Source organism: Rathayibacter sp. AY1G1 (assembly GCF_002932095.1).
GTDB lineage: Bacteria > Actinomycetota > Actinomycetes > Actinomycetales > Microbacteriaceae > Rathayibacter.
Window position 1 is genome coordinate 25,855 of record NZ_PSUZ01000029.1, and the last position, 16,087, is coordinate 41,941.

The window sequence follows — 16,087 nt, forward strand, 5'->3', positions numbered from 1 at the left end:
TGCTGAGCGTACCGAGTCGGCGGCCGGCGCGTCCGCAGTGGGACGCGCCCCGCCGCCGAGCCCGCGGGCCTCAGCCCCAGGCGACCTCGAGGTCGACGACGAACGTCACTCCGAAGCGATCGCGCAGCATCCCGTAGAGGGGCGACCAGGCCGCCGGGGCCAGGGGCACGACGACCGCCGCCCCCTCCGAGAGGCCGTCCCAGAGGCGGTGCAGCTCGTCGGCGTCGGAGCCGCGCAGCGACACGAACACCGGGATCGTACCCGAGTCGTAAGCCGTGTGCGCGGGGACGTCGTACGCCATGACGCGGAAGCCGGCCTCGGAGACGACCTGGCCCCACATCAGCTGGTCGGCCTCGTCGGGCGCGGTGACAGCGTTCGCGTCCGCGTAGGACATCGCGTCGACCCGGCCTCCCGTGACCGAGGCGTAGAACTCCAGTGCCTCGCGGGCCTGTCCGCGGAAGTTGAGGTGGGTCGTCGTAGTGATGCTCATGGTGCGCTCCTCGCAGTCGTGCCGGGTCGATCACCCGGTGCCCCGACGCTCCCAGGAGAAGAGGACGGTGACGGTCCTCTTCTCGGAATACCCTCGGGACGTGCCCACGACGACCGAGCGGCTCCTCCTGCTCCTCTCCCTCCTGCAGACCCGCCGCGACTGGCCGGGCGGAGTGCTCGCCGAGCGCCTGGGGATCGCGCCGCGCACGGTGCGTCGCGACGTCGACCGACTCCGCACGATGGGCTACCGGATCGACGCGGCGAAGGGCCCCGACGGCGGGTACCGGCTCGAGGCCGGCGCCGAGCTCCCGCCGCTGCTCTTCGACGACGAGCAGGTGCTCGCCCTCACCGCCGCCCTGCGCGCGCCGATCACGGGGCTCGAGGAGGCGTCGGCCCGTGCGCTGGCGACGGTGCGGCAGGTCCTGCCCGCCCGGCTCCGGCCCCGAGCGGATGCGCTGCGCTTCACGGTCGCGGCGGCGCCGGCCCCCGCAGTCCCTCCGGAGCGGCTGGTCGCGGTCGCGGCGGCCGTCCGGGCCTCGGAGGTGCTCCGCTTCGCGTACGCGGAGGCGGTGCGCCGCGTCGAGCCCCACCACCTGGTCGCGCGTCAGGGCCGCTGGTACCTCATCGGTTTCGACCTCGACCGCGACGACTGGCGGGTGTTCCGCGTCGACCGGCTCGAGCCGCGCTCGCCCCGCGGGGCTCGCTTCCGCCGCCGGGTGCTGCCGGGCGGGAGTCCCGCCGAGTTCCTGGAGGCGCGGTTCCGCGGCGGAGCGCCCGGGGAGGGGTGGCCGTGCCGCGGCTCGGTGGTGCTCGAGGCGCCCGCCGCCGAGGTCCTGCCCTACGCGGGCGACGGGGAGGTGGAGGACCTCGGCGACGCGGGCTGCCGACTCGCCCTCGGCGCCTGGTCGTGGGAGGCGCTCGCCGCGTCGTTCGGCCGGTTCGCCGCTGCGATGGCCGGGGCCGAGCCGCCCGAGCTGGCCGCCGCGTTCCGCGTGCTCGCGGAGCGGTACGCCGCGGCGGGAGCCTGACCGGACCGCGGCGGCCGTCCGGCGCCGCTACTTCACCGAGTACCGGGCGCTCCCCGTGCTGCCGTCCGCCGTCGTGACCGTCAGCGTCCAGCAGGTGCCCCGCTTCGCGGGCACCGTCCACGCCTTCACGTAGCGGTTCGTCGCGGTGTCGTAGCGGAGGCGTCCGGTCAGGGTGGTCGTCGGCGCTCCGGTGAGGACGGCGCCGGCGGTGCAGGAGGTCTGCTTCTGCGTGACGCTGCGCGCGTCGGCGAGGGCGGAGTGGCGGAACGTTCCCGCGGAGGACGTCGAGGTCACCTGGAACGTCATGCCGGTCGCGGCTCCGGCGGCCACGCTCTTCACCGAGGTGCTGAGCCCGCCGATCGTCCACGGGGTCACGGTGTAGGACGCGGTGAGGGTCGAGACGTTGCCCGCCCGGTCGGTCGCGGTCGCCCGGTACACGTGCGGTCCGACGGAGCGGCCGCCGCCCGCGATCACGCAGTCGCCGGTGAGGCCCGCGAGCGCGTCGTCCGCGAGGCAGCGCGCCTCCGGGAGCACGGTGCCGAAGGGGTAGGACCCCTCGGGCCTCGACGTGAACGAGAGCTGCGGCTTCGTGGTGTCGATGGCGATGCCGCTGCGGGTCGTCGTGGCGCGGTTGCCCGCGTTGTCGACGGCGGTGCCGGTGACGCTCTGGCCGGGGCCCTCGCGCAGGATCCGCGCGGGGGTGCAGCTGCGGATCCCGGAGCCGCTGCCGTCGGCGCAGGAGAAGCCGACGGAGACGGGGGAGCGGAACCAGCCCGCGGCGTTCGGAGCCGTCGGCGCGGTCGTCGCGGCGATGGTGGGGACGCCGGTGTCGACGATCCGGTAGGTCGCGGTGGCGGTCGTGGTCAGTCCTCCGGGGTCGGTCCAGGTGCAGGTCGCCGTGCGGGTGCCGAGGCCGTTCACGAGCGTGCCGGTGACGACGGCCTCCTCGCTGAACGTTCCGCTCTCCGCATCCGTGATCGCGCAGGCGGCCCTCGGCTCCGAGCCCTTCTCGTAGGAGGCGCCGTCGGTGGCGGAGGCGACCGTCACGACGGGCGGGGTGTTCGCGGGGACCACGGTGACCGTGTGCGGCACGCCGGCCGTGGTGCCGTACGCGTTCCGCGCGCTCACCGTGAAGGTGGAGTCGCCTGCGGTGGTCGGCCTGCCCGAGACGACGCCCTCCGGCGAGAGGGCCACCCCCGCGGGAAGGGCGCCGGACGAGACCTCGAAGGTCGCAGCCGGGCCGGACGCCGTGAAGGTCGCGGAGTAGCGGGTCCCGGTCGTGACGAGCGTCTCGGCGGTGTCGGCGGTGAGGGTCGGCAGCGGGCCGATCGCGAAGGCGTGGTTGAAGCCGACCGCGATGCCGGTGGCGCCGGTGATCCCGGCCGGGACGTCCAGCTCCGTGTCGCCGTCGGGGTGCAGGGAGACGACGGTGCCGTCGGACGTCAGCAGGACGCTGAAGCCGATGCCGGCGGCGATCGCGGTGATGCCGCCGAGATCGGCGGGGACCCGCGGCAAGCCGGAGTCGACGGGGTCGCCCCAGGTGACGACGGTGCCGTCCCGCTTCAGGGCGAGGCTGTGGGAGTAGCTGACCGAGACGGCGACGACGTCCCGGAGGCCCGCCGGGGCGGTGTACGCGCCCCTGTCGTCGCCGCCCCACGCCACGACCGTCCCGTCGGCGCGCAGCGCGAGGCTGTTCCAGCCGCCCGCGGCGATCGCGACCACTCCGGAGAGACCCACCGGCACGTCGGTCGCTCCGAACTGATCCGAGCCCCAGGCCGCCACGGTCCCGTCGCCCCGCAGAGCGAGGGTGTGGTAGCTGCCCGCGGCGACGGCGGTCACGCCGCCGAGTCCGGCCGGGACGTCGGTCTGGCCCTGACGGTCGTCGCCCCACGCGACGACCGTCCCCTCCATCGTGAGGGCGATGCTGTGGAGGTACCCGGTCGAGATCGCGGTCACCTCGCGGAGCCCGGCCGGCACGTCCCGCTCGCCCTCCAGATCCGCTCCCCAGGCCTCGACGGTGCCGTCGGTGTGGAGCGCGAGGGTGTGGCTGTAGCTGCTCGCGACGTCCGTGAGGTCGGACATGCCCGCCGGCACGTCCCACTCCCCGTTGAGGTAGCGCCCCCAGGCGGCGACGCCGTTGGCGAGGTGGTCGTTCCCGACCGGCACCGGGTCCGGCTCGGCGGAGGCGAGGGGAGCCGCGGTGCCGGCGAGCAGCGCGACGGTCGCGGTCAGAGCGAGCAGAGTGCGGCGCAGACCCGCGGCGGTGCGGGTGGGGCGCGGAGAAGCGGGGTCGGTCACGGGCTCACGCTAGGGGCCGGCTCTCCTCCGCGGCGGGGGCGGGGGCGCCCTGTAGCGGACATGTCCTCTAGAGGGCGGAGCGCCGCTCCTCCAGGGCGAAGCCCGGGCCCTCCAGGGCGGAGCCTGGCCCCTCGGGGCCCGCGGCGGAAGGGCTTGCTCGGATCCGCGGCGGGCGATTGGCTGGAGGGCAGGAGAGAGAGGTGTCACCATGACGCAGACCTTCCCCGCCTGGTTGCGGGATCAGCAGAAGAGGGACGACGAGGTCGGCCGCTTCGCGCAGGCCTTCGGCGGTCGCGACGACCTGCCCGAGCACGGCGGCCGCGCGATCTACGACGGCTACTTCGCCAGCGAGCCCGAGTCGGCGCGGGCCGATCTGGACCGCGCTTGGATGGAGTTCGAGGCGCACCCCGAGCCGTCCGCCACGTCCGACGAGCCGGAGGGGCTCCGATGAGCGACCAGACCCCGAGCCCCGTCGAGGACCCGGACGACCAGTCCGACAAGCCGTCGCAGGCCGAGGGCGAGGACGAGCGCGACACCCCGCACGAGGTCCTGCCCGCCGAGGGCAAGCCCTCGAAGGCCGAGGGCTGAGCCGACGCACTGAGCCGACGCACTCCCCGGAGGGGCGCATCCTGCAGAGGGTGCGCCCCTCCATCGCGTCAGCGCCCGGTGACCGCCAGCAGCTCGTGCGCTGCGGCGCTGTCCGGGTAGCGGGAGAGCACGCGGTCCAGATCGCGCCGAGCAGGAGCCGTGCGCCCGTCCGAGAGGAGCGTGCTCGCGCGCTCGAGCAGCGCCTCCGCCCCCAGCTCCACGGGCCGCGCACTGGTGACGGTCGGGCGCACCACGCGGTCGAACGCCTCGAGGGCGCCCTCGACTAGGCCGAGCTCGCGGAGAGCGACGCCGCGGCGGATGAGCACCGCGGCGGAGGCGGCGTCCACGTTCTCGACGGGCGCCGAGAACTCGGCCACGTCGCTCCAGCGGCGGCGGGCGGAGTAGAGGGAGGCGAGCGTCGACGCCGCGAGGGTCGACGGCTCAAGGGTCTCGACCGCCACGACCGCCGCGGCCGGATCCATCGGTGCTGCCAGCTCGGCGTAGAGCAGGCGCAGCGCCGGGGCGTCGAGCGGCACCTCCACGTCGAGGCCGCCGCTCAGCGGCAGGCGGACGGTCAGCGCGATCCCGTAGCGGCGGAGGAAGGAGTCGGCCGACGGGTCGTAGCGGATGCGCACCAGCCAGCCGGTGAGCCGCAGAGCGCGGTCGTCGTCTGCGGAGTGCAGGGCGTCGCGGACGAGCTCGACGACGGCCGCGAGGCGCGAGCACTCGGGGGAGCCGGTGGTCGCCTCGTGCAGGTCCTCCGCCGGCGCCCCGGCGCGCACGAGCCGGAGCAGAGGCGCCTCCCACGCCGGAGCGAGGGCGGAGGGGCGCACGAGACCCGGCCCGCCGGGCATGCTGAGCCAACCGGACAGCCGGGAGCGGTGGTCCTCGGGGGAGAGCGGGTCGCCGGCAGCCCGGAGCCGGGGGCGCGCGAGGGCACGGAGCTCACCGCTCCGCCGGAAGCCGACTGCCACGGCCGATCCCCCTCCGCGTGCGGCGGCGGCTGAGGACCGTCGATCCGCCGAGTCTACGGCGTCGCCCCCCGCCGTCACCCCCGAACGGGGAGCGACGCGCTGGCGGCGATCCCCCGCCTCCCGTCGTCGCCCCCCGGCGCTGTCAGGCGCCGATCGAGCCCGCCGTGCGCAGCGGCATCACGTCGGGCTTCTCGGCGGTGCTCGCGATCGTCACGACCGCCTTCTCCTCGTTCGAGCGGAGCACGGCGTCCATGATCTCGAGCACGTGCAGGGCCACGCGGCCGGAGGCGCGGTGCGGGCGGTCCTCCGCGATCGCCTCCGCGAGGTCGGCCAGTCCCACTCCGCGACCGGTGTCGATCACGCCGGCGGAGTCGGGGACGACCCGCCAGTCCTCGTCGCGGACGGCGACCTCGACCGGGTCCGAGAACATGTTCGGATCCGGGACCGAGATGGTGCCCTCGGTGCCGTAGACCTCGAACTTCGGGGCCCGGCTGCGCCAGACCTCGAAGCTCACGGTGACGGTGGTGGCGACTCCGCTCGCGTGCTCGAGCAGCGCGGTGATGTGCGTGTCGATCGTCACCTCGATCGGCGTGCCCGCCTTCGGCCCGGTCTCGATCGTGCGCGGGCGGTCGGAGCGGGTGGCCAGGCCCGTGACGCGGACGACCGGCCCGAAGAAGTGCACGAGCGCCGTCAGGTAGTACGGGCCCATGTCCAGCAGCGGGCCGCCGCCGGGCTGGTAGTAGAACTCGGGCGCCGGGTGCCAGCGCTCGTGGCCGGGCGCGGCCCAGTGCACCTGCGCGGCGATCGGGGTGCCGATCGCGCCGGAGTCGAGGGTGAGGCGCGCGGTCTGCACCCCGGTCCCGAGCACCGTGTCCGGGGCGCTCGCGAAGCGCAGGCCCAGCTCGTCCGCGAGGTCGAGCATCGGCGCGGCCTCGGCCGGGTTCAGCCCGAGCGGCTTCTCGGCGAAGACGTGCTTGCCCGCCTTCAAGGCGCGGGTGCCGATCTCGACGTGCGCCGCCGGGATCGTGAGGTTCAGCACCGCGTCGATCTCCGGGTCGTCGATCAGCGCGTCGACGGTGAGGGCGCGGACGCCCTGCTCGTCGGCGACCTGCTGCGCCCGCTCCTGGTTCAGGTCGGCGACCGCGACGAGGCGGAGGCCGGGGAAGGTCGGGAGGTTCGCGAGGTACTGCTCGCTGATCTTCCCGACGCCGATGATGCCGACTCTCAGCGGGACGCCCACAGCATTCCCCTCTCGATGATCGTGCGGACGTTGTCGTCCTGGAGGATCTCGACGCGGTGGCCCGGCGTCGAGACGAAGATGCGGCCCTCGCCCCAGAGGCGGGTCCAGATCGCGGGGGAGGTGATGGGGCGCTTCCACGGGTCCCACGGGCGGACGGCCTGCGTGGTCGTGGCGAGCACGTCGTTGTAGTCGTCGTGCAGCACCCAGTACTGCTCCGTGACCAGCTCGAAGTCGGAGATGCCCTGCGTGATCGGGTGGTCGGCGGCGAGGGCCGTCATCTCGATCGTGTGCGGCATGTAGTTGTCCGACTGCTCGCCGGTGCGCTCGTCCGGGTGCTTGCCGGGGTGCGAGGCGAACTGGCCGCCGATCAGCTGCAGGTAGTCGGAGTTGTCGCGGTAGGAGTCGGCGATCCCGCCGTGCCAGCCGGCGAGGCCTGTGCCGCGCTCGACCGCCGCGCGGAGGCCCAGGAACTCCTCCCACTGGATGGAGGTCATCGTGTTCGACTGCACGATCAGGTCGACCGTCCGCATGTAGGCCTCGTCGGCGTACACGGCGGTCGACTCCTCGACGCGCACGTCGTAGCCGTTGTCGCGGAGGAACGGCAGGAACAGCTCGGTCGCCTCGACCGGTTGGTGGCCGTCCCAGCCCCCTCGGACGACGAGGGCCGTCTTGCCGGGAGTGGTCGGGGAGTGGTCGGTCATCGTCGTCCTCACGTGCGGGCGGATCGCTCCGCGGTTCGTCATCGAACAGGACTTGCGCAACTTCTGTGCGGGAGCCCCGGCGTCCGACCATCATGCACCGCGGTTCCCGGCGGAGCAAGCCGTCCTGGCGCAGGGCTAGTTGCGAAAGTCGGTATCCGCTACGGTGAGCACATGCCCGACCACGACGACGTCTCCGGAGCGACCACCCGCCCGACCATGGCGCTGATCGCCGAGCGCGCCGGGACGAGCGTCCCCACCGTCTCGAAGGTGCTCAACGGCGGCACCGACGTCTCGGAGGCGACCCGCCTGCGCGTGATGGAGGCGGCGCACGCGCTCGGCTACCGCCGCCGCCCGCGCCTGCGCCCGCCGGTCGAGGATCCGCACTCCGCCCAGATCGTCGACGTCGTCGTCGGCCACATCGGCGGCACCTGGATCGGACCGGTCCTCGAGGGGATCGAGGCCGAGGCCTCCGCCGCCGGGGTCGACCTGGTGCTTACCCGCGCCCGCGACGACGGCGCCTGGATCAGCCGCCTCCTCCGCCGCCCCTCGCTCGGCGCCATCGTGGTGCTGGTCAACGTCTCGGCCGCGCAGCTGCACCTGCTGACCACCGCCGAGCTGCCCGTCGTCGTCGTCGACCCCAGCACGCGGCCGCCGGCCGACGTCGCGAGCGTCGGCGCGACCAACTGGGACGGGGGCCGCATGGCCGCCGAGCACCTCCTCGACGCCGGCCACACCCGCTTCGGCGTCCTCGGCGGCACCCGCACCCAGCTCTACAGCAGCGCCCGGATCGACGGCTTCACCACCGCGCTCCGCGCCGCCGGGGTCGAGGATCCGCGCGTCGCCTACTGCGACTGGGACCGCGAGCTGGCCCGCGAGGCCGCCGGGCTGATGCTCGCCGAGCCGGACGCGCCGACCGCCTTCTTCGCCTGCTCCGACGTGATGGCGCTCGGCGTCTACGAGGCCGCCGACGACGCCGGCCTCCGCATCCCGCGAGACCTCAGCGTCATCGGCTTCGACGACGTCGAGGAGTCGGCCTGGGCGACCCCGCCGATGACCACGATCCAGCAGCCCATCGGCGAGATGGGCGCCATCGCCTTCCGGATGCTGCACCAGGCGCACCGGTCGGCGACCCCGCTCGCCTCGGGAGCCTTGGCCACCCGCATGGAGCTGGAGACGCGGCTGATCCGCCGCGCCTCCGTCGCACCCGTGCGCGTCTAGCGCCGCCCGCGGGCCCTCCCGCCTCCCGCCCTCCCCGAGATCGATGCGTCACGATCGGCCCCTCTCCCGCGCCCGTGACGACCGTTCGTGACGCATCGACCCCGGCGGGCGCCGCGGTCCCGCAGCCCCGACCCTCAGTGCCCCGCGCCGAGGTTCCCGGCGAGGCGGCCGTGCATCCGGGTGGAGGCGTCGTTCATGCCCTCGATCACGGCGCGGGTGCCGTGGCGCTCGTACTTGGTCGTGACGGCGTCCAGCGCGGCGACGGTCGAGGCGTCCCAGATGTGGGAGCCGGAGAGGTCGATCACGACGTGCGCAGGGTCCTCCGCGTAGGAGAACTGCGTGGTGAGGTCGTTGCTGGAGGCGAAGAACAGCTCGCCGGTGACCGTGTAGTGGGCCGTCGATCCGTCGGACGAGAGGGTGCGCTCGACGGTGGCGAAGTGGGCGACCCGGCGGGCGAAGACGACCATGGCAGCCAGGACGCCGATGACGACTCCGATCGCCAGGTTGTGGGTGAGGACGACCACGACGACCGTGGCGATCATGACGACCGTCTCGCCCACGGGCATCCGCTTCAGGGTCGACGGGCGGATGCTGTGCCAGTCGAACGTCGCCACCGAGACCATCACCATCACCGCGACCAGCGCGGCCATCGGGATGATCGCGACGAGGTCGCCGAGCGCGACGACGAGGATCAGGAGGAACACGCCAGCGAGGAAGGTCGAGATGCGGGTGCGGGCGCCGGACGCCTTCACGTTGATCATCGTCTGGCCGATCATCGCGCAGCCGCCCATGCCGCCGAACAGGCCGGAGAGCACGTTCGCGGCGCCCTGCCCGAGCGACTCGCGGGTCTTGCGGGAGGGGGTGTCGGTGATGTCGTCGACGAGCTTCGCAGTCATCAGCGACTCGAGGAGTCCGACGAGCGCCATCGCGACGGCGTACGGCGCGATGGTCGTGAAGGTCTCCCAGGTCAGCGGTACGTTCGGCAGGAACAGCTCGGGGAGGCTGCGGGGCAGCTCGCCCTGATCGCCCACGGTGGGGACGGCGACCGCCGTCACGACGACCGCCGCGGTGATGAGGACGATGGCGACGAGAGGCGCCGGAACGGCCTTCGTCAGGCGCGGCATCACGACCATGATCACGATCCCGACGGCGACCAGCGGGTAGACCAGCCAGGGCACGCCGATCAGGTTGGGGATCTGCGCCGAGAAGATCAGGATCGCCAGCGCGTTCACGAATCCGACCATCACGCTGCGGGGGATGAAGCGCATGAGCTTCGCCACTCCGAGTAGCCCGAGCACGATCTGGAGCACGCCCGCGAGGATCACCGTCGCGATGAAGTAGTCCATCCCGTAGTCGCGGGCGACGGGGGCGATCACGAGGGCGACGGCGCCCGTGGCGGCGGTGATCATCGCGGGGCGTCCGCCGAGGAACGCGATCGACACGGCCATCACGAACGACGAGAAGAGGCCGACCCGCGGATCCACGCCCGCGATGATCGAGAACGAGATCGCCTCGGGGATGAGCGCGAGCGCGACCACGAGGCCGGCGAGGACCTCGCGGGTCAGGATGCGGGGGGTGCGCAGCGCCGTCATCACGGTGGGCTCGGCGTGAGGGCGGGCAGGGGTCTTCGAGGCGAGGGCCATCGCGGCGGCTCCAGGGAGTGGGAGGGGTGCTCGACGAGGAGCGCGGAGGGCTGCGGCATCAGGTCGGCGGAAGCGGGCGGGGATGCCAAGCTTGCAGAGGCGTGTCAGCAGCACGGGCAACCCTACCCTCACGTAAGGGTAGATCTGAAGGGGTGAGCAGGATCGGCACCATGCACATCGGCGAGCTCGCCGAGCGGACCGGCCTCTCGCTCCGGACCCTGCGCCACTACGACGAGATCGGCCTCGTGAAGGCGTCCGGCCGCACCGAGGGCGGCTTCCGCCTCTACACGTCCACCGACTACGACCGCCTGATCCTCATCCGCCGCATGAAGCCGCTCGGCTTCTCGCTGGAGGAGATGGCCGCGCTGCTCCGCGTGATCGACACCCTCGAGGCCGAGGGCGACGACGCGCCGGCCGAGGTCCGCGCGCAGCTCGACGCCTTCGTCGCGCAGGCCCGCGAGCGCCGCGAGGCGCTGAGCGCCCAGCTCGCGATGGCCGACGAGTTCGTCGAGCTGCTCACCAGCCGCTGAGCCCGGCCGCCTGCGCGATCGATGCGTCGCGAACGGCTCCCCTTCGCCTCCGATGACGACCTTTCGCGACGCATCGGATCCCCGGGAGCGCGGGAGAGCCGCTCAGGTCGCGCTCGCGTCGGGCAGCTGCTCCGAGCAGTCGCCGCCCGGCTCGGTGGCGAGCTCGAAGTGCCAGATCTCGTTCGCGTAGATCTGGCAGAGCCCGTAGTCGGTGCCGTGCTGTGCGAGCCAGCTGTCCGCGTCCGTGTAGCCGATGTCGACCGCGCCGCCGGTGAGGTGGGCGGAGGAGGTGACGGATGCGACGCGGCGGCCGCGGCCCGACGGCGGCCGTCAGCCGCGCGGACCGCGGGCCAGCAGGGCGTGCAGCAGCGGCAGCGCCGACGCGATCATCAGCACGGTCCCGAAGCCGCTGTCGTCCGGGCGCACGACGGCGCCGGCGATCAGCAGTCCCGCGAACAGCACGGCCGAGATCACGCGGCGGACGGTGCCCTCGAGCCGGTTCAGCCGGCGCTCGATCGTGGGGACGGTGACCGCGAGCTCGCCGTCGTCGAGGGTCGTGACGAGCTCGTCGAGCCGGCGCGGCAGGCGCCAGATCAGGCCGAGCGTGTCGACGGCCTGCTTGCCGACGTCCTGCACGACGGAGCCGCGCTCCTCGCGGATCAGCTGCTGCGCGTAGGGCTCGACCGAGTCCCACAGGTTGAAGGCCGGGTCGAGCGCGCTGCAGACGCCCGAGGTCAGCGACATCGCGCGGATGACGAGCAGGAAGTTCTCGGGGAGCTGGAACGGCAGCGCGCGCACGACGTCGCCGAACTGCACGGCGAAGTCGCGGAACTCGCGCGGATCCACCTCCCGCAGCTCGGCGAAGCCCATGCCGCCGAAGCGGGCGAAGAGCTGCGTGAGCGCCCGCTCCAGCTCGCGGGAGTCGGCCGAGGGGAGGAGGACGCCGACCGCTCGGGCCGCGTCGACGAGCCCCTTGCCGTCGCGGGAGGCGGCGGCGATCAGCATCCGGCGCAGGCCCACGCGGGTGCTCGGCGGCACCTCGCCCATCATCCCGAAGTCGATGAAGGTGAGGCGCCAGGGCAGCTCGCCCCCAGGGGTCGGCGTGACGAAGACGTTGCCGGGGTGCGGATCCGCGTGGAAGTAGCCGTTGGTGAAGAGCTGGTCGAACATCACGGCCGCGAAGACCGGAGCGACCTCCCGCGGGTCGATCCCGGCGGCCAGCAGCGCGGCGTGGTCGGTGATCTTGATCGCGGTGACGTCCTCGAGCGTGAGGACCTTGCGGGTCGAGCGCTCCCAGACCACGTCCGGGACGGCCACCCGGGCGTCGCCCGCGAAGTCGGCGGCGAAGCGGACGGAGTTGGCCGCCTCCTGCAGGTAGTCGATCTCCTCGAGACTGGTGACCGCGAACTCCTCGACGAGCGCCGGGGCGTCGACGCGGTCCGAGACGAGGCGCACGTGGCTGAGCCAGCCGCCGACGCGGCGCAGAGCCGCGAGGTCGACCTCGACGATCTGGTCGATCCCCGGCCGCTGCACCTTCATGATGGCGGCGGAGTAGCCGGTGTCCTCGGCGTCGGCGGGGGAGAGCCGGGCGCGGTGGGCCTGGCCGAGCGAGGCGGCGGCGACGGGCGACTCGTTGACTCCGGCGTACGCGCGCTCGAGCGGCAGCCCGAGCTCGGACTCGGCCAGCGCCCGGATCCGCGGGAACGGGACGGGCGGGACCTCGTCCTGCAGCCCCTCCAGCTCGCGCGTGATCTCGGGCGGCAGCACGTCCAGGCGCGACGACATGAACTGGCCGACCTTGATCATCAGGCCGCCGAGATCGACCGCGAGCACGTGGAAGCTGCGGGCGAAGCGGCGCATCCGGCCGGGCCGGGTGCGGAGCGCGACGCGCGTGAGCCCCACCCGCGGCAGGAGCAGGTCGAAGAACCAGGTGACCGCGAGATGCCACGCGGCGAAGCGGAGGATCCGGCGGTAGCGCCGCCGGTCCTCCCGCTCTCGGTGGCCCGGGGCGGCAGGACCCGGGCTGACCGAGGCCACCCGGGTCAGTCCTGCGCGAGGATCGCGTACAGGCGGCGGCGCACGTCCTCGAGTTCGGCGACGGCCTTGCGGATCTGCTCGGGGGTGCCCGAGCGTCCGACCTGGGCCGCGGCCTGGGCGAGCTCGAGGCCCGCCTTGGGCAGGGCGCCGAAGTCGACGTGGTCGGAGTCGTTCCACGGGGTCGAGGTGCCGTGCTCGGCGACCGTCGCGCGGCCGGCGTCGGTCAGCGTGTAGGTCTTGCGGCCGTTCTGCTCGTCGGCCGTGATGAGGCCCTCGTCCGCGAGGAGCTGGAGGGTCGGGTAGACCGAGCCGGGGCTCGGCTTCCAGTCGCCTCCGCTGCGCTCCTCGATCTCGCGGATGATCTGGTAGCCGTGCATGGGCTGCTCGGCGAGGAGCGCGAGCACCGCGGTGCGCACGTCCCCGCGGCCGACCCGGGAGCCGACGCGCTTCTCCATGCGGGAGCGGGCCTGCTCCATCGCGCGCCAGATGCTCTCGATGGGCGTGCCGGTGCCGAACGCGCCGGTCGATGACGATCCGTTCATGATGACCTCCTGTTTCTCCGAACGATACTCAGCGATATGGGTGGCGACTGTGAACGACTGCCGCGTCGGCTCAGAGCTTCGCGAGCTTCGCCCGGGCGACGAGGAACAGCCCGTACATGACCAGTCCCGCGCTGACGAGGGTCAGGGCGATCGTGCCGTACGGAGGGACGTCGAGGAAGCGGATGGCCCCGTCGAGCCCGGTCGCCTGGCGGGCGTCGCCGGTCAGCGCCGCGACCACGAAGATCCCGCCGGCCAGGCCCAGAGCGAGCCCCTTCGTGATGTAGCCGGTCGCGCCGAGGATCAGCACTGCCGTCCCCGTCGGGCCCTCGGGGATGCGGACGAGCTTGCGGAAGCCGCGCCGGATCCCGATCGCGACGAAGCCGATCCCGCTGCCCAGCACGATCCCGCCGACGATCACGAGGATCACGACGCCGACCGTGCTCGTCAGCAGCTCGGTGTTGATGCGGCGGATCGTGGCCGAGGAGCTCGTCGAGCCGCCGAGCGCGAAGACGAGCGTGGTGCCCGCGAGCGTGAGCGAGGCGAAGCCTTTGCCCGACTCGACGATCCGGCGGCCCAGGCGGGCGGGGAGCCCCGGCGCGGAGGAGCGCCCGCCGAGGGAGAGCTGCCAGAGCCCGAGCGCGACCAGCCCGACCAGCGCAGCCCAGACCACCACGAGCCCGACGGGGGAGTCGGCCATGCGCCCGATCGCTCCGGACGCGTCCGCCTCCCGCGAGGTCTCGTCGCTGACCGCGACGCGCAGGGCGAGGCCGCCGATCAGGAGGTGGATCAGTCCGTTGACGGCGAAGCCCGTGCGGGCGAGGCGCCGGAAGCGCCGGGTCCGGACTCCGGCGCGCGGCGACGGCACGCTCGCAGTGGACATCGCGCAACCCTCTCATCCCCGGCGCCTCCTGACCCGCCGACGCGCGCGTGGCAACCCTCTCCCCGGCCCGGGTGCCCACGTCGTGGGATGGAGGTGCGGCGCGGTTCGCACCGCAGCAGGACGAGAGAAGGAACCCCATGCGTGCACGCCGACGTCGCGCGGGCGGTCGCCGAGGGCCGAGGCGGGGCGGACGTCCCGGACCGGTCCCGGGCAGGGGAGGGCGGCGACGATGACCGGAGCGACGCTCCTCGTCCGCCGCCCGTCGAGCCCGGCCTCGCGGGTGCTGGTGCTCTACGCGACGGCGGTCGAGCTGGAGCTGCTGGTGGCCGCGCTGCTCGGGCTCGCCGAGGAGACGCCGTGCCTGGACGTGCGGGTGGCGGCGAGGTCGCGGGCGGCGCTCCTGCTGGCGACCGTCGATCCGGAGGCGGTGCTGCCGCTGGCCGAGGCGCGGCGGGTCCGCGTCGGGCTCCGCCGCGAGCGCGAGGAGCTGGAGCGCGGCGGGGTCGGGTGCCGGCACGTCGTCGAGGCGCGGGCAGGCCGTCGGTGAGGGGATGCCGGGATGTCGGCTGATCGGCGTCTCCGCGGTGCTGAACGGGGGGTGCCCTGATCCGTGTGCGAGCGGGCGGCTGACCTCAGACTGGGGAGGCCGCTCTCCGCAGCGACTCCGCGCCTCCCTCCCGATCCGACAGGACCCGGCATGCCGCTCAGCTCCGACCGCCCCGCCGTCGCCGATCCGCGGCGCCGCTCCCTGGTGCAGGCCGCGTGGGCCGCTCCGGTCGTGATCGCCGTCGTCGGCGCCCCCGCCGCGATGGCGTCGACCTCGGCGGCTCCCACCCTCTACGTCTTCTTCACGGGCGTGGGCGATTCGGGCGACGTCTTCCTGGAGCTCCTCGCCGGCGACGGGACGCCGCTCCAGCAGCAGTTCGAGTTCCAGGGCGTTCCCCGCGGCACGGACGCCTGGGTCACGGCTTTCCGACCGAGCACCGACGCGTCGGGGATCTTCCGGGCCCGGATCCCCGCCACGCTCACCGCGGCCTACTCCGCCCTCCGCATCGTCGTGCGGGTACTCGGGTTCGCCGAGCCGCTGATCAGCCAGGTGCAGAGGCTGCCCTTCGAGGCCTGAGCGCGAGCGAATGGACGGCTCGAGGCCCGTCCGACAGCGCCGCCGCTCACTTCTCCCGTCGGCGGCGACGCCGCCGCAGGACCACGACCGCCGTGAAGAAGGCGGCGGAGAGGACGAGCAGCGCCGCGACTCCGACGAGCAGGAGTCGGGCGGCCACGAGGAACTCCTCCATCGGAGCGTCCGACAGCAGCATCTGGATCGCCGCGACCGCGTGCACCAGTGCGATCCCGCAGAGGATCCGCCCGGTGTTCGCGATCCACCGCCACCCGTCGAGGTCCGGATGCGGCCGCTCGACCTCGGCCTGCTCCGCCTCGAAGTCCGCGATGAGCTCCCCGAGATCCCCGAGGTCCAGCGGCGACTCCGGCGGAAGCGCCAGCAGTCTCCGCAGGCGCTCCTCCGTGCTCGCTCCGGTCCGCTCCATCACTGCGACGAAGAGACGGCGCTCGCGAGCAGTCGTCCACCCGGGCACGAGGACGCCCCAGCGGCCGGCCTGATCGTCGTAGCCCTCGTCGCGATAGGTCTGCGCGAGGAGCTGCCGCGCCTCGAGGGCGAGCGGATCCGCGTCGATCCGTGCGCGCAGCTCGGTCCGCCGCGCTCTCAGCCGGCGCCGCTCGTCGGCCCCCGCTCGATCCATCCGGTCAGTATGGCGCCCGGAGGCCGCGCCTCGGCCAGCGGCAGCACCGCCTCCGGATCGACGGTCGCCAGCAGGAGCGCCGCCTGGCGCTTCCGCCGGAGTCGCCGCTGGACCTCGGGGATCTCGGGGAGCTCATCGCGGACTTCGAGGCGGAGCAGGCCG

At 73.6% G+C, this 16,087-nt stretch carries 18 protein-coding genes; 7 read left to right on the forward strand and 11 right to left on the reverse strand.

The window, feature by feature from the left end; translation table 11 throughout:
- Positions 1-70: 70 nt before the first annotated feature.
- On the reverse strand, positions 71-490 hold the full coding sequence (locus tag C5C36_RS14750; protein ID WP_104227150.1) for a VOC family protein: 420 nt from the start codon (positions 488-490) through the stop codon (positions 71-73).
- A 100-nt stretch (positions 491-590) separates the two neighbouring features.
- On the opposite strand from C5C36_RS14750, the gene C5C36_RS14755 reads away from it, so the two are divergent.
- The gene (locus C5C36_RS14755) at positions 591-1,517 is read left to right on the forward strand and encodes a YafY family protein (RefSeq protein ID WP_258069068.1); all 927 of its coding nucleotides are present in this window, start codon (positions 591-593) and stop codon (positions 1,515-1,517) included.
- 27 nt (positions 1,518-1,544) lie between these two features.
- Here C5C36_RS14755 and C5C36_RS14760 read toward each other — a convergent pair whose 3' ends face one another.
- On the reverse strand, positions 1,545-3,815 hold the full coding sequence (locus C5C36_RS14760) for a PxKF domain-containing protein (protein ID WP_104263290.1): 2,271 nt from the start codon (positions 3,813-3,815) through the stop codon (positions 1,545-1,547).
- Between the two features lie 208 nt (positions 3,816-4,023).
- On the opposite strand from C5C36_RS14760, the gene C5C36_RS14765 reads away from it, so the two are divergent.
- Together C5C36_RS14765 and C5C36_RS17740 are read left to right on the forward strand one after the other, a co-directional pair.
- Positions 4,024-4,266, forward strand: a complete 243-nt coding sequence (locus C5C36_RS14765; protein ID WP_104263289.1) for a hypothetical protein — start codon at positions 4,024-4,026, stop codon at positions 4,264-4,266.
- Positions 4,263-4,403: a hypothetical protein gene (locus C5C36_RS17740; protein WP_159940045.1), complete on the forward strand. Its 141-nt coding sequence runs from the start codon at positions 4,263-4,265 to the stop codon at positions 4,401-4,403. The genes C5C36_RS14765 and C5C36_RS17740 overlap by 4 nt, the downstream gene beginning before the upstream one ends.
- Positions 4,404-4,471: 68 nt before the next feature.
- Here C5C36_RS17740 and C5C36_RS14770 read toward each other — a convergent pair whose 3' ends face one another.
- The 3 genes from C5C36_RS14770 to C5C36_RS14780 form a co-directional block, all read right to left on the reverse strand.
- Positions 4,472-5,377 carry a tol-pal system YbgF family protein gene (locus C5C36_RS14770; protein ID WP_104263288.1) on the reverse strand — a complete coding sequence of 302 codons (906 nt, stop codon included), beginning with the start codon at positions 5,375-5,377 and terminating at the stop codon, positions 4,472-4,474.
- A 142-nt stretch (positions 5,378-5,519) separates the two neighbouring features.
- A complete protein-coding gene (locus C5C36_RS14775) occupies positions 5,520-6,617 on the reverse strand; it encodes a Gfo/Idh/MocA family protein (protein WP_104255953.1) in 1,098 nt (365 codons plus the stop codon).
- Positions 6,602-7,318 carry a ThuA domain-containing protein gene (locus tag C5C36_RS14780; RefSeq protein WP_104224320.1) on the reverse strand — a complete coding sequence of 239 codons (717 nt, stop codon included), beginning with the start codon at positions 7,316-7,318 and terminating at the stop codon, positions 6,602-6,604. Before C5C36_RS14780 ends, C5C36_RS14775 begins: the two co-directional genes overlap by 16 nt.
- Positions 7,319-7,489: 171 nt before the next feature.
- Between C5C36_RS14780 and C5C36_RS14785 the strand changes: the two genes are divergently transcribed.
- Positions 7,490-8,536 carry a LacI family DNA-binding transcriptional regulator gene (locus tag C5C36_RS14785; RefSeq protein WP_104263287.1) on the forward strand — a complete coding sequence of 349 codons (1,047 nt, stop codon included), beginning with the start codon at positions 7,490-7,492 and terminating at the stop codon, positions 8,534-8,536.
- 134 nt (positions 8,537-8,670) lie between these two features.
- Here C5C36_RS14785 and C5C36_RS14790 read toward each other — a convergent pair whose 3' ends face one another.
- Entirely contained in the window at positions 8,671-10,179 is a 1,509-nt protein-coding gene (locus C5C36_RS14790; RefSeq protein ID WP_104263286.1) for a SulP family inorganic anion transporter, read from the reverse strand.
- Positions 10,180-10,349: 170 nt separating this feature from the next.
- On the opposite strand from C5C36_RS14790, the gene C5C36_RS14795 reads away from it, so the two are divergent.
- Positions 10,350-10,709: a MerR family DNA-binding transcriptional regulator gene (locus tag C5C36_RS14795; RefSeq protein WP_104227142.1), complete on the forward strand. Its 360-nt coding sequence runs from the start codon at positions 10,350-10,352 to the stop codon at positions 10,707-10,709.
- 330 nt (positions 10,710-11,039) lie between these two features.
- On the opposite strand, the gene C5C36_RS14805 is transcribed toward C5C36_RS14795, so the two are convergent.
- The 3 genes from C5C36_RS14805 to C5C36_RS14815 all read right to left on the reverse strand — a co-directional run bounded on the left by C5C36_RS14805 (position 11,040) and on the right by C5C36_RS14815 (position 14,168).
- On the reverse strand, positions 11,040-12,746 hold the full coding sequence (locus C5C36_RS14805; RefSeq protein ID WP_104263285.1) for an AarF/ABC1/UbiB kinase family protein: 1,707 nt from the start codon (positions 12,744-12,746) through the stop codon (positions 11,040-11,042).
- A gap of 5 nt (positions 12,747-12,751) precedes the next feature.
- On the reverse strand, positions 12,752-13,288 hold the full coding sequence (locus C5C36_RS14810) for a PadR family transcriptional regulator (protein ID WP_104224292.1): 537 nt from the start codon (positions 13,286-13,288) through the stop codon (positions 12,752-12,754).
- Positions 13,289-13,358: 70 nt separating this feature from the next.
- Entirely contained in the window at positions 13,359-14,168 is an 810-nt protein-coding gene (locus tag C5C36_RS14815) for a DUF1206 domain-containing protein (protein ID WP_104227140.1), read from the reverse strand.
- 229 nt (positions 14,169-14,397) lie between these two features.
- Here C5C36_RS14815 and C5C36_RS14820 point away from each other — a divergent pair, with 229 nt between their 5' ends.
- Together C5C36_RS14820 and C5C36_RS14825 are read left to right on the forward strand one after the other, a co-directional pair.
- The gene (locus tag C5C36_RS14820) at positions 14,398-14,715 is read left to right on the forward strand and encodes a hypothetical protein (protein WP_104309978.1); all 318 of its coding nucleotides are present in this window, start codon (positions 14,398-14,400) and stop codon (positions 14,713-14,715) included.
- A 150-nt stretch (positions 14,716-14,865) separates the two neighbouring features.
- A complete protein-coding gene (locus C5C36_RS14825) occupies positions 14,866-15,291 on the forward strand; it encodes a hypothetical protein (RefSeq protein WP_104309979.1) in 426 nt (141 codons plus the stop codon).
- Positions 15,292-15,337: 46 nt separating this feature from the next.
- Here C5C36_RS14825 and C5C36_RS14830 read toward each other — a convergent pair whose 3' ends face one another.
- Entirely contained in the window at positions 15,338-15,925 is a 588-nt protein-coding gene (locus C5C36_RS14830) for a hypothetical protein (RefSeq protein ID WP_104309980.1), read from the reverse strand.
- Positions 15,889-16,087 (reverse strand): hypothetical protein (locus C5C36_RS17745; protein WP_181133834.1); only part of this gene is annotated, 199 nt, incomplete at its 5' end. The genes C5C36_RS17745 and C5C36_RS14830, both read right to left, overlap by 37 nt.

Coding starts and splice junctions, on each gene's coding strand:
- C5C36_RS14750 (WP_104227150.1), bottom strand. CDS start 490: ATGAGCATCACTACGACGACCCACCTCAACTTCCGCGGACAGGCCCGC.
- C5C36_RS14765 (WP_104263289.1), top strand. CDS start 4,024: ATGACGCAGACCTTCCCCGCCTGGTTGCGGGATCAGCAGAAGAGGGAC.
- C5C36_RS17740 (WP_159940045.1), top strand. CDS start 4,263: ATGAGCGACCAGACCCCGAGCCCCGTCGAGGACCCGGACGACCAGTCC.
- C5C36_RS14780 (WP_104224320.1), bottom strand. CDS start 7,318: ATGACCGACCACTCCCCGACCACTCCCGGCAAGACGGCCCTCGTCGTC.
- C5C36_RS14785 (WP_104263287.1), top strand. CDS start 7,490: ATGCCCGACCACGACGACGTCTCCGGAGCGACCACCCGCCCGACCATG.
- C5C36_RS14790 (WP_104263286.1), bottom strand. CDS start 10,179: ATGGCCCTCGCCTCGAAGACCCCTGCCCGCCCTCACGCCGAGCCCACC.
- C5C36_RS14795 (WP_104227142.1), top strand. CDS start 10,350: ATGCACATCGGCGAGCTCGCCGAGCGGACCGGCCTCTCGCTCCGGACC.
- C5C36_RS14810 (WP_104224292.1), bottom strand. CDS start 13,288: ATGAACGGATCGTCATCGACCGGCGCGTTCGGCACCGGCACGCCCATC.
- C5C36_RS14815 (WP_104227140.1), bottom strand. CDS start 14,168: ATGTCCACTGCGAGCGTGCCGTCGCCGCGCGCCGGAGTCCGGACCCGG.
- C5C36_RS14820 (WP_104309978.1), top strand. CDS start 14,398: ATGACCGGAGCGACGCTCCTCGTCCGCCGCCCGTCGAGCCCGGCCTCG.
- C5C36_RS14825 (WP_104309979.1), top strand. CDS start 14,866: ATGCCGCTCAGCTCCGACCGCCCCGCCGTCGCCGATCCGCGGCGCCGC.
- C5C36_RS14830 (WP_104309980.1), bottom strand. CDS start 15,925: ATGGATCGAGCGGGGGCCGACGAGCGGCGCCGGCTGAGAGCGCGGCGG.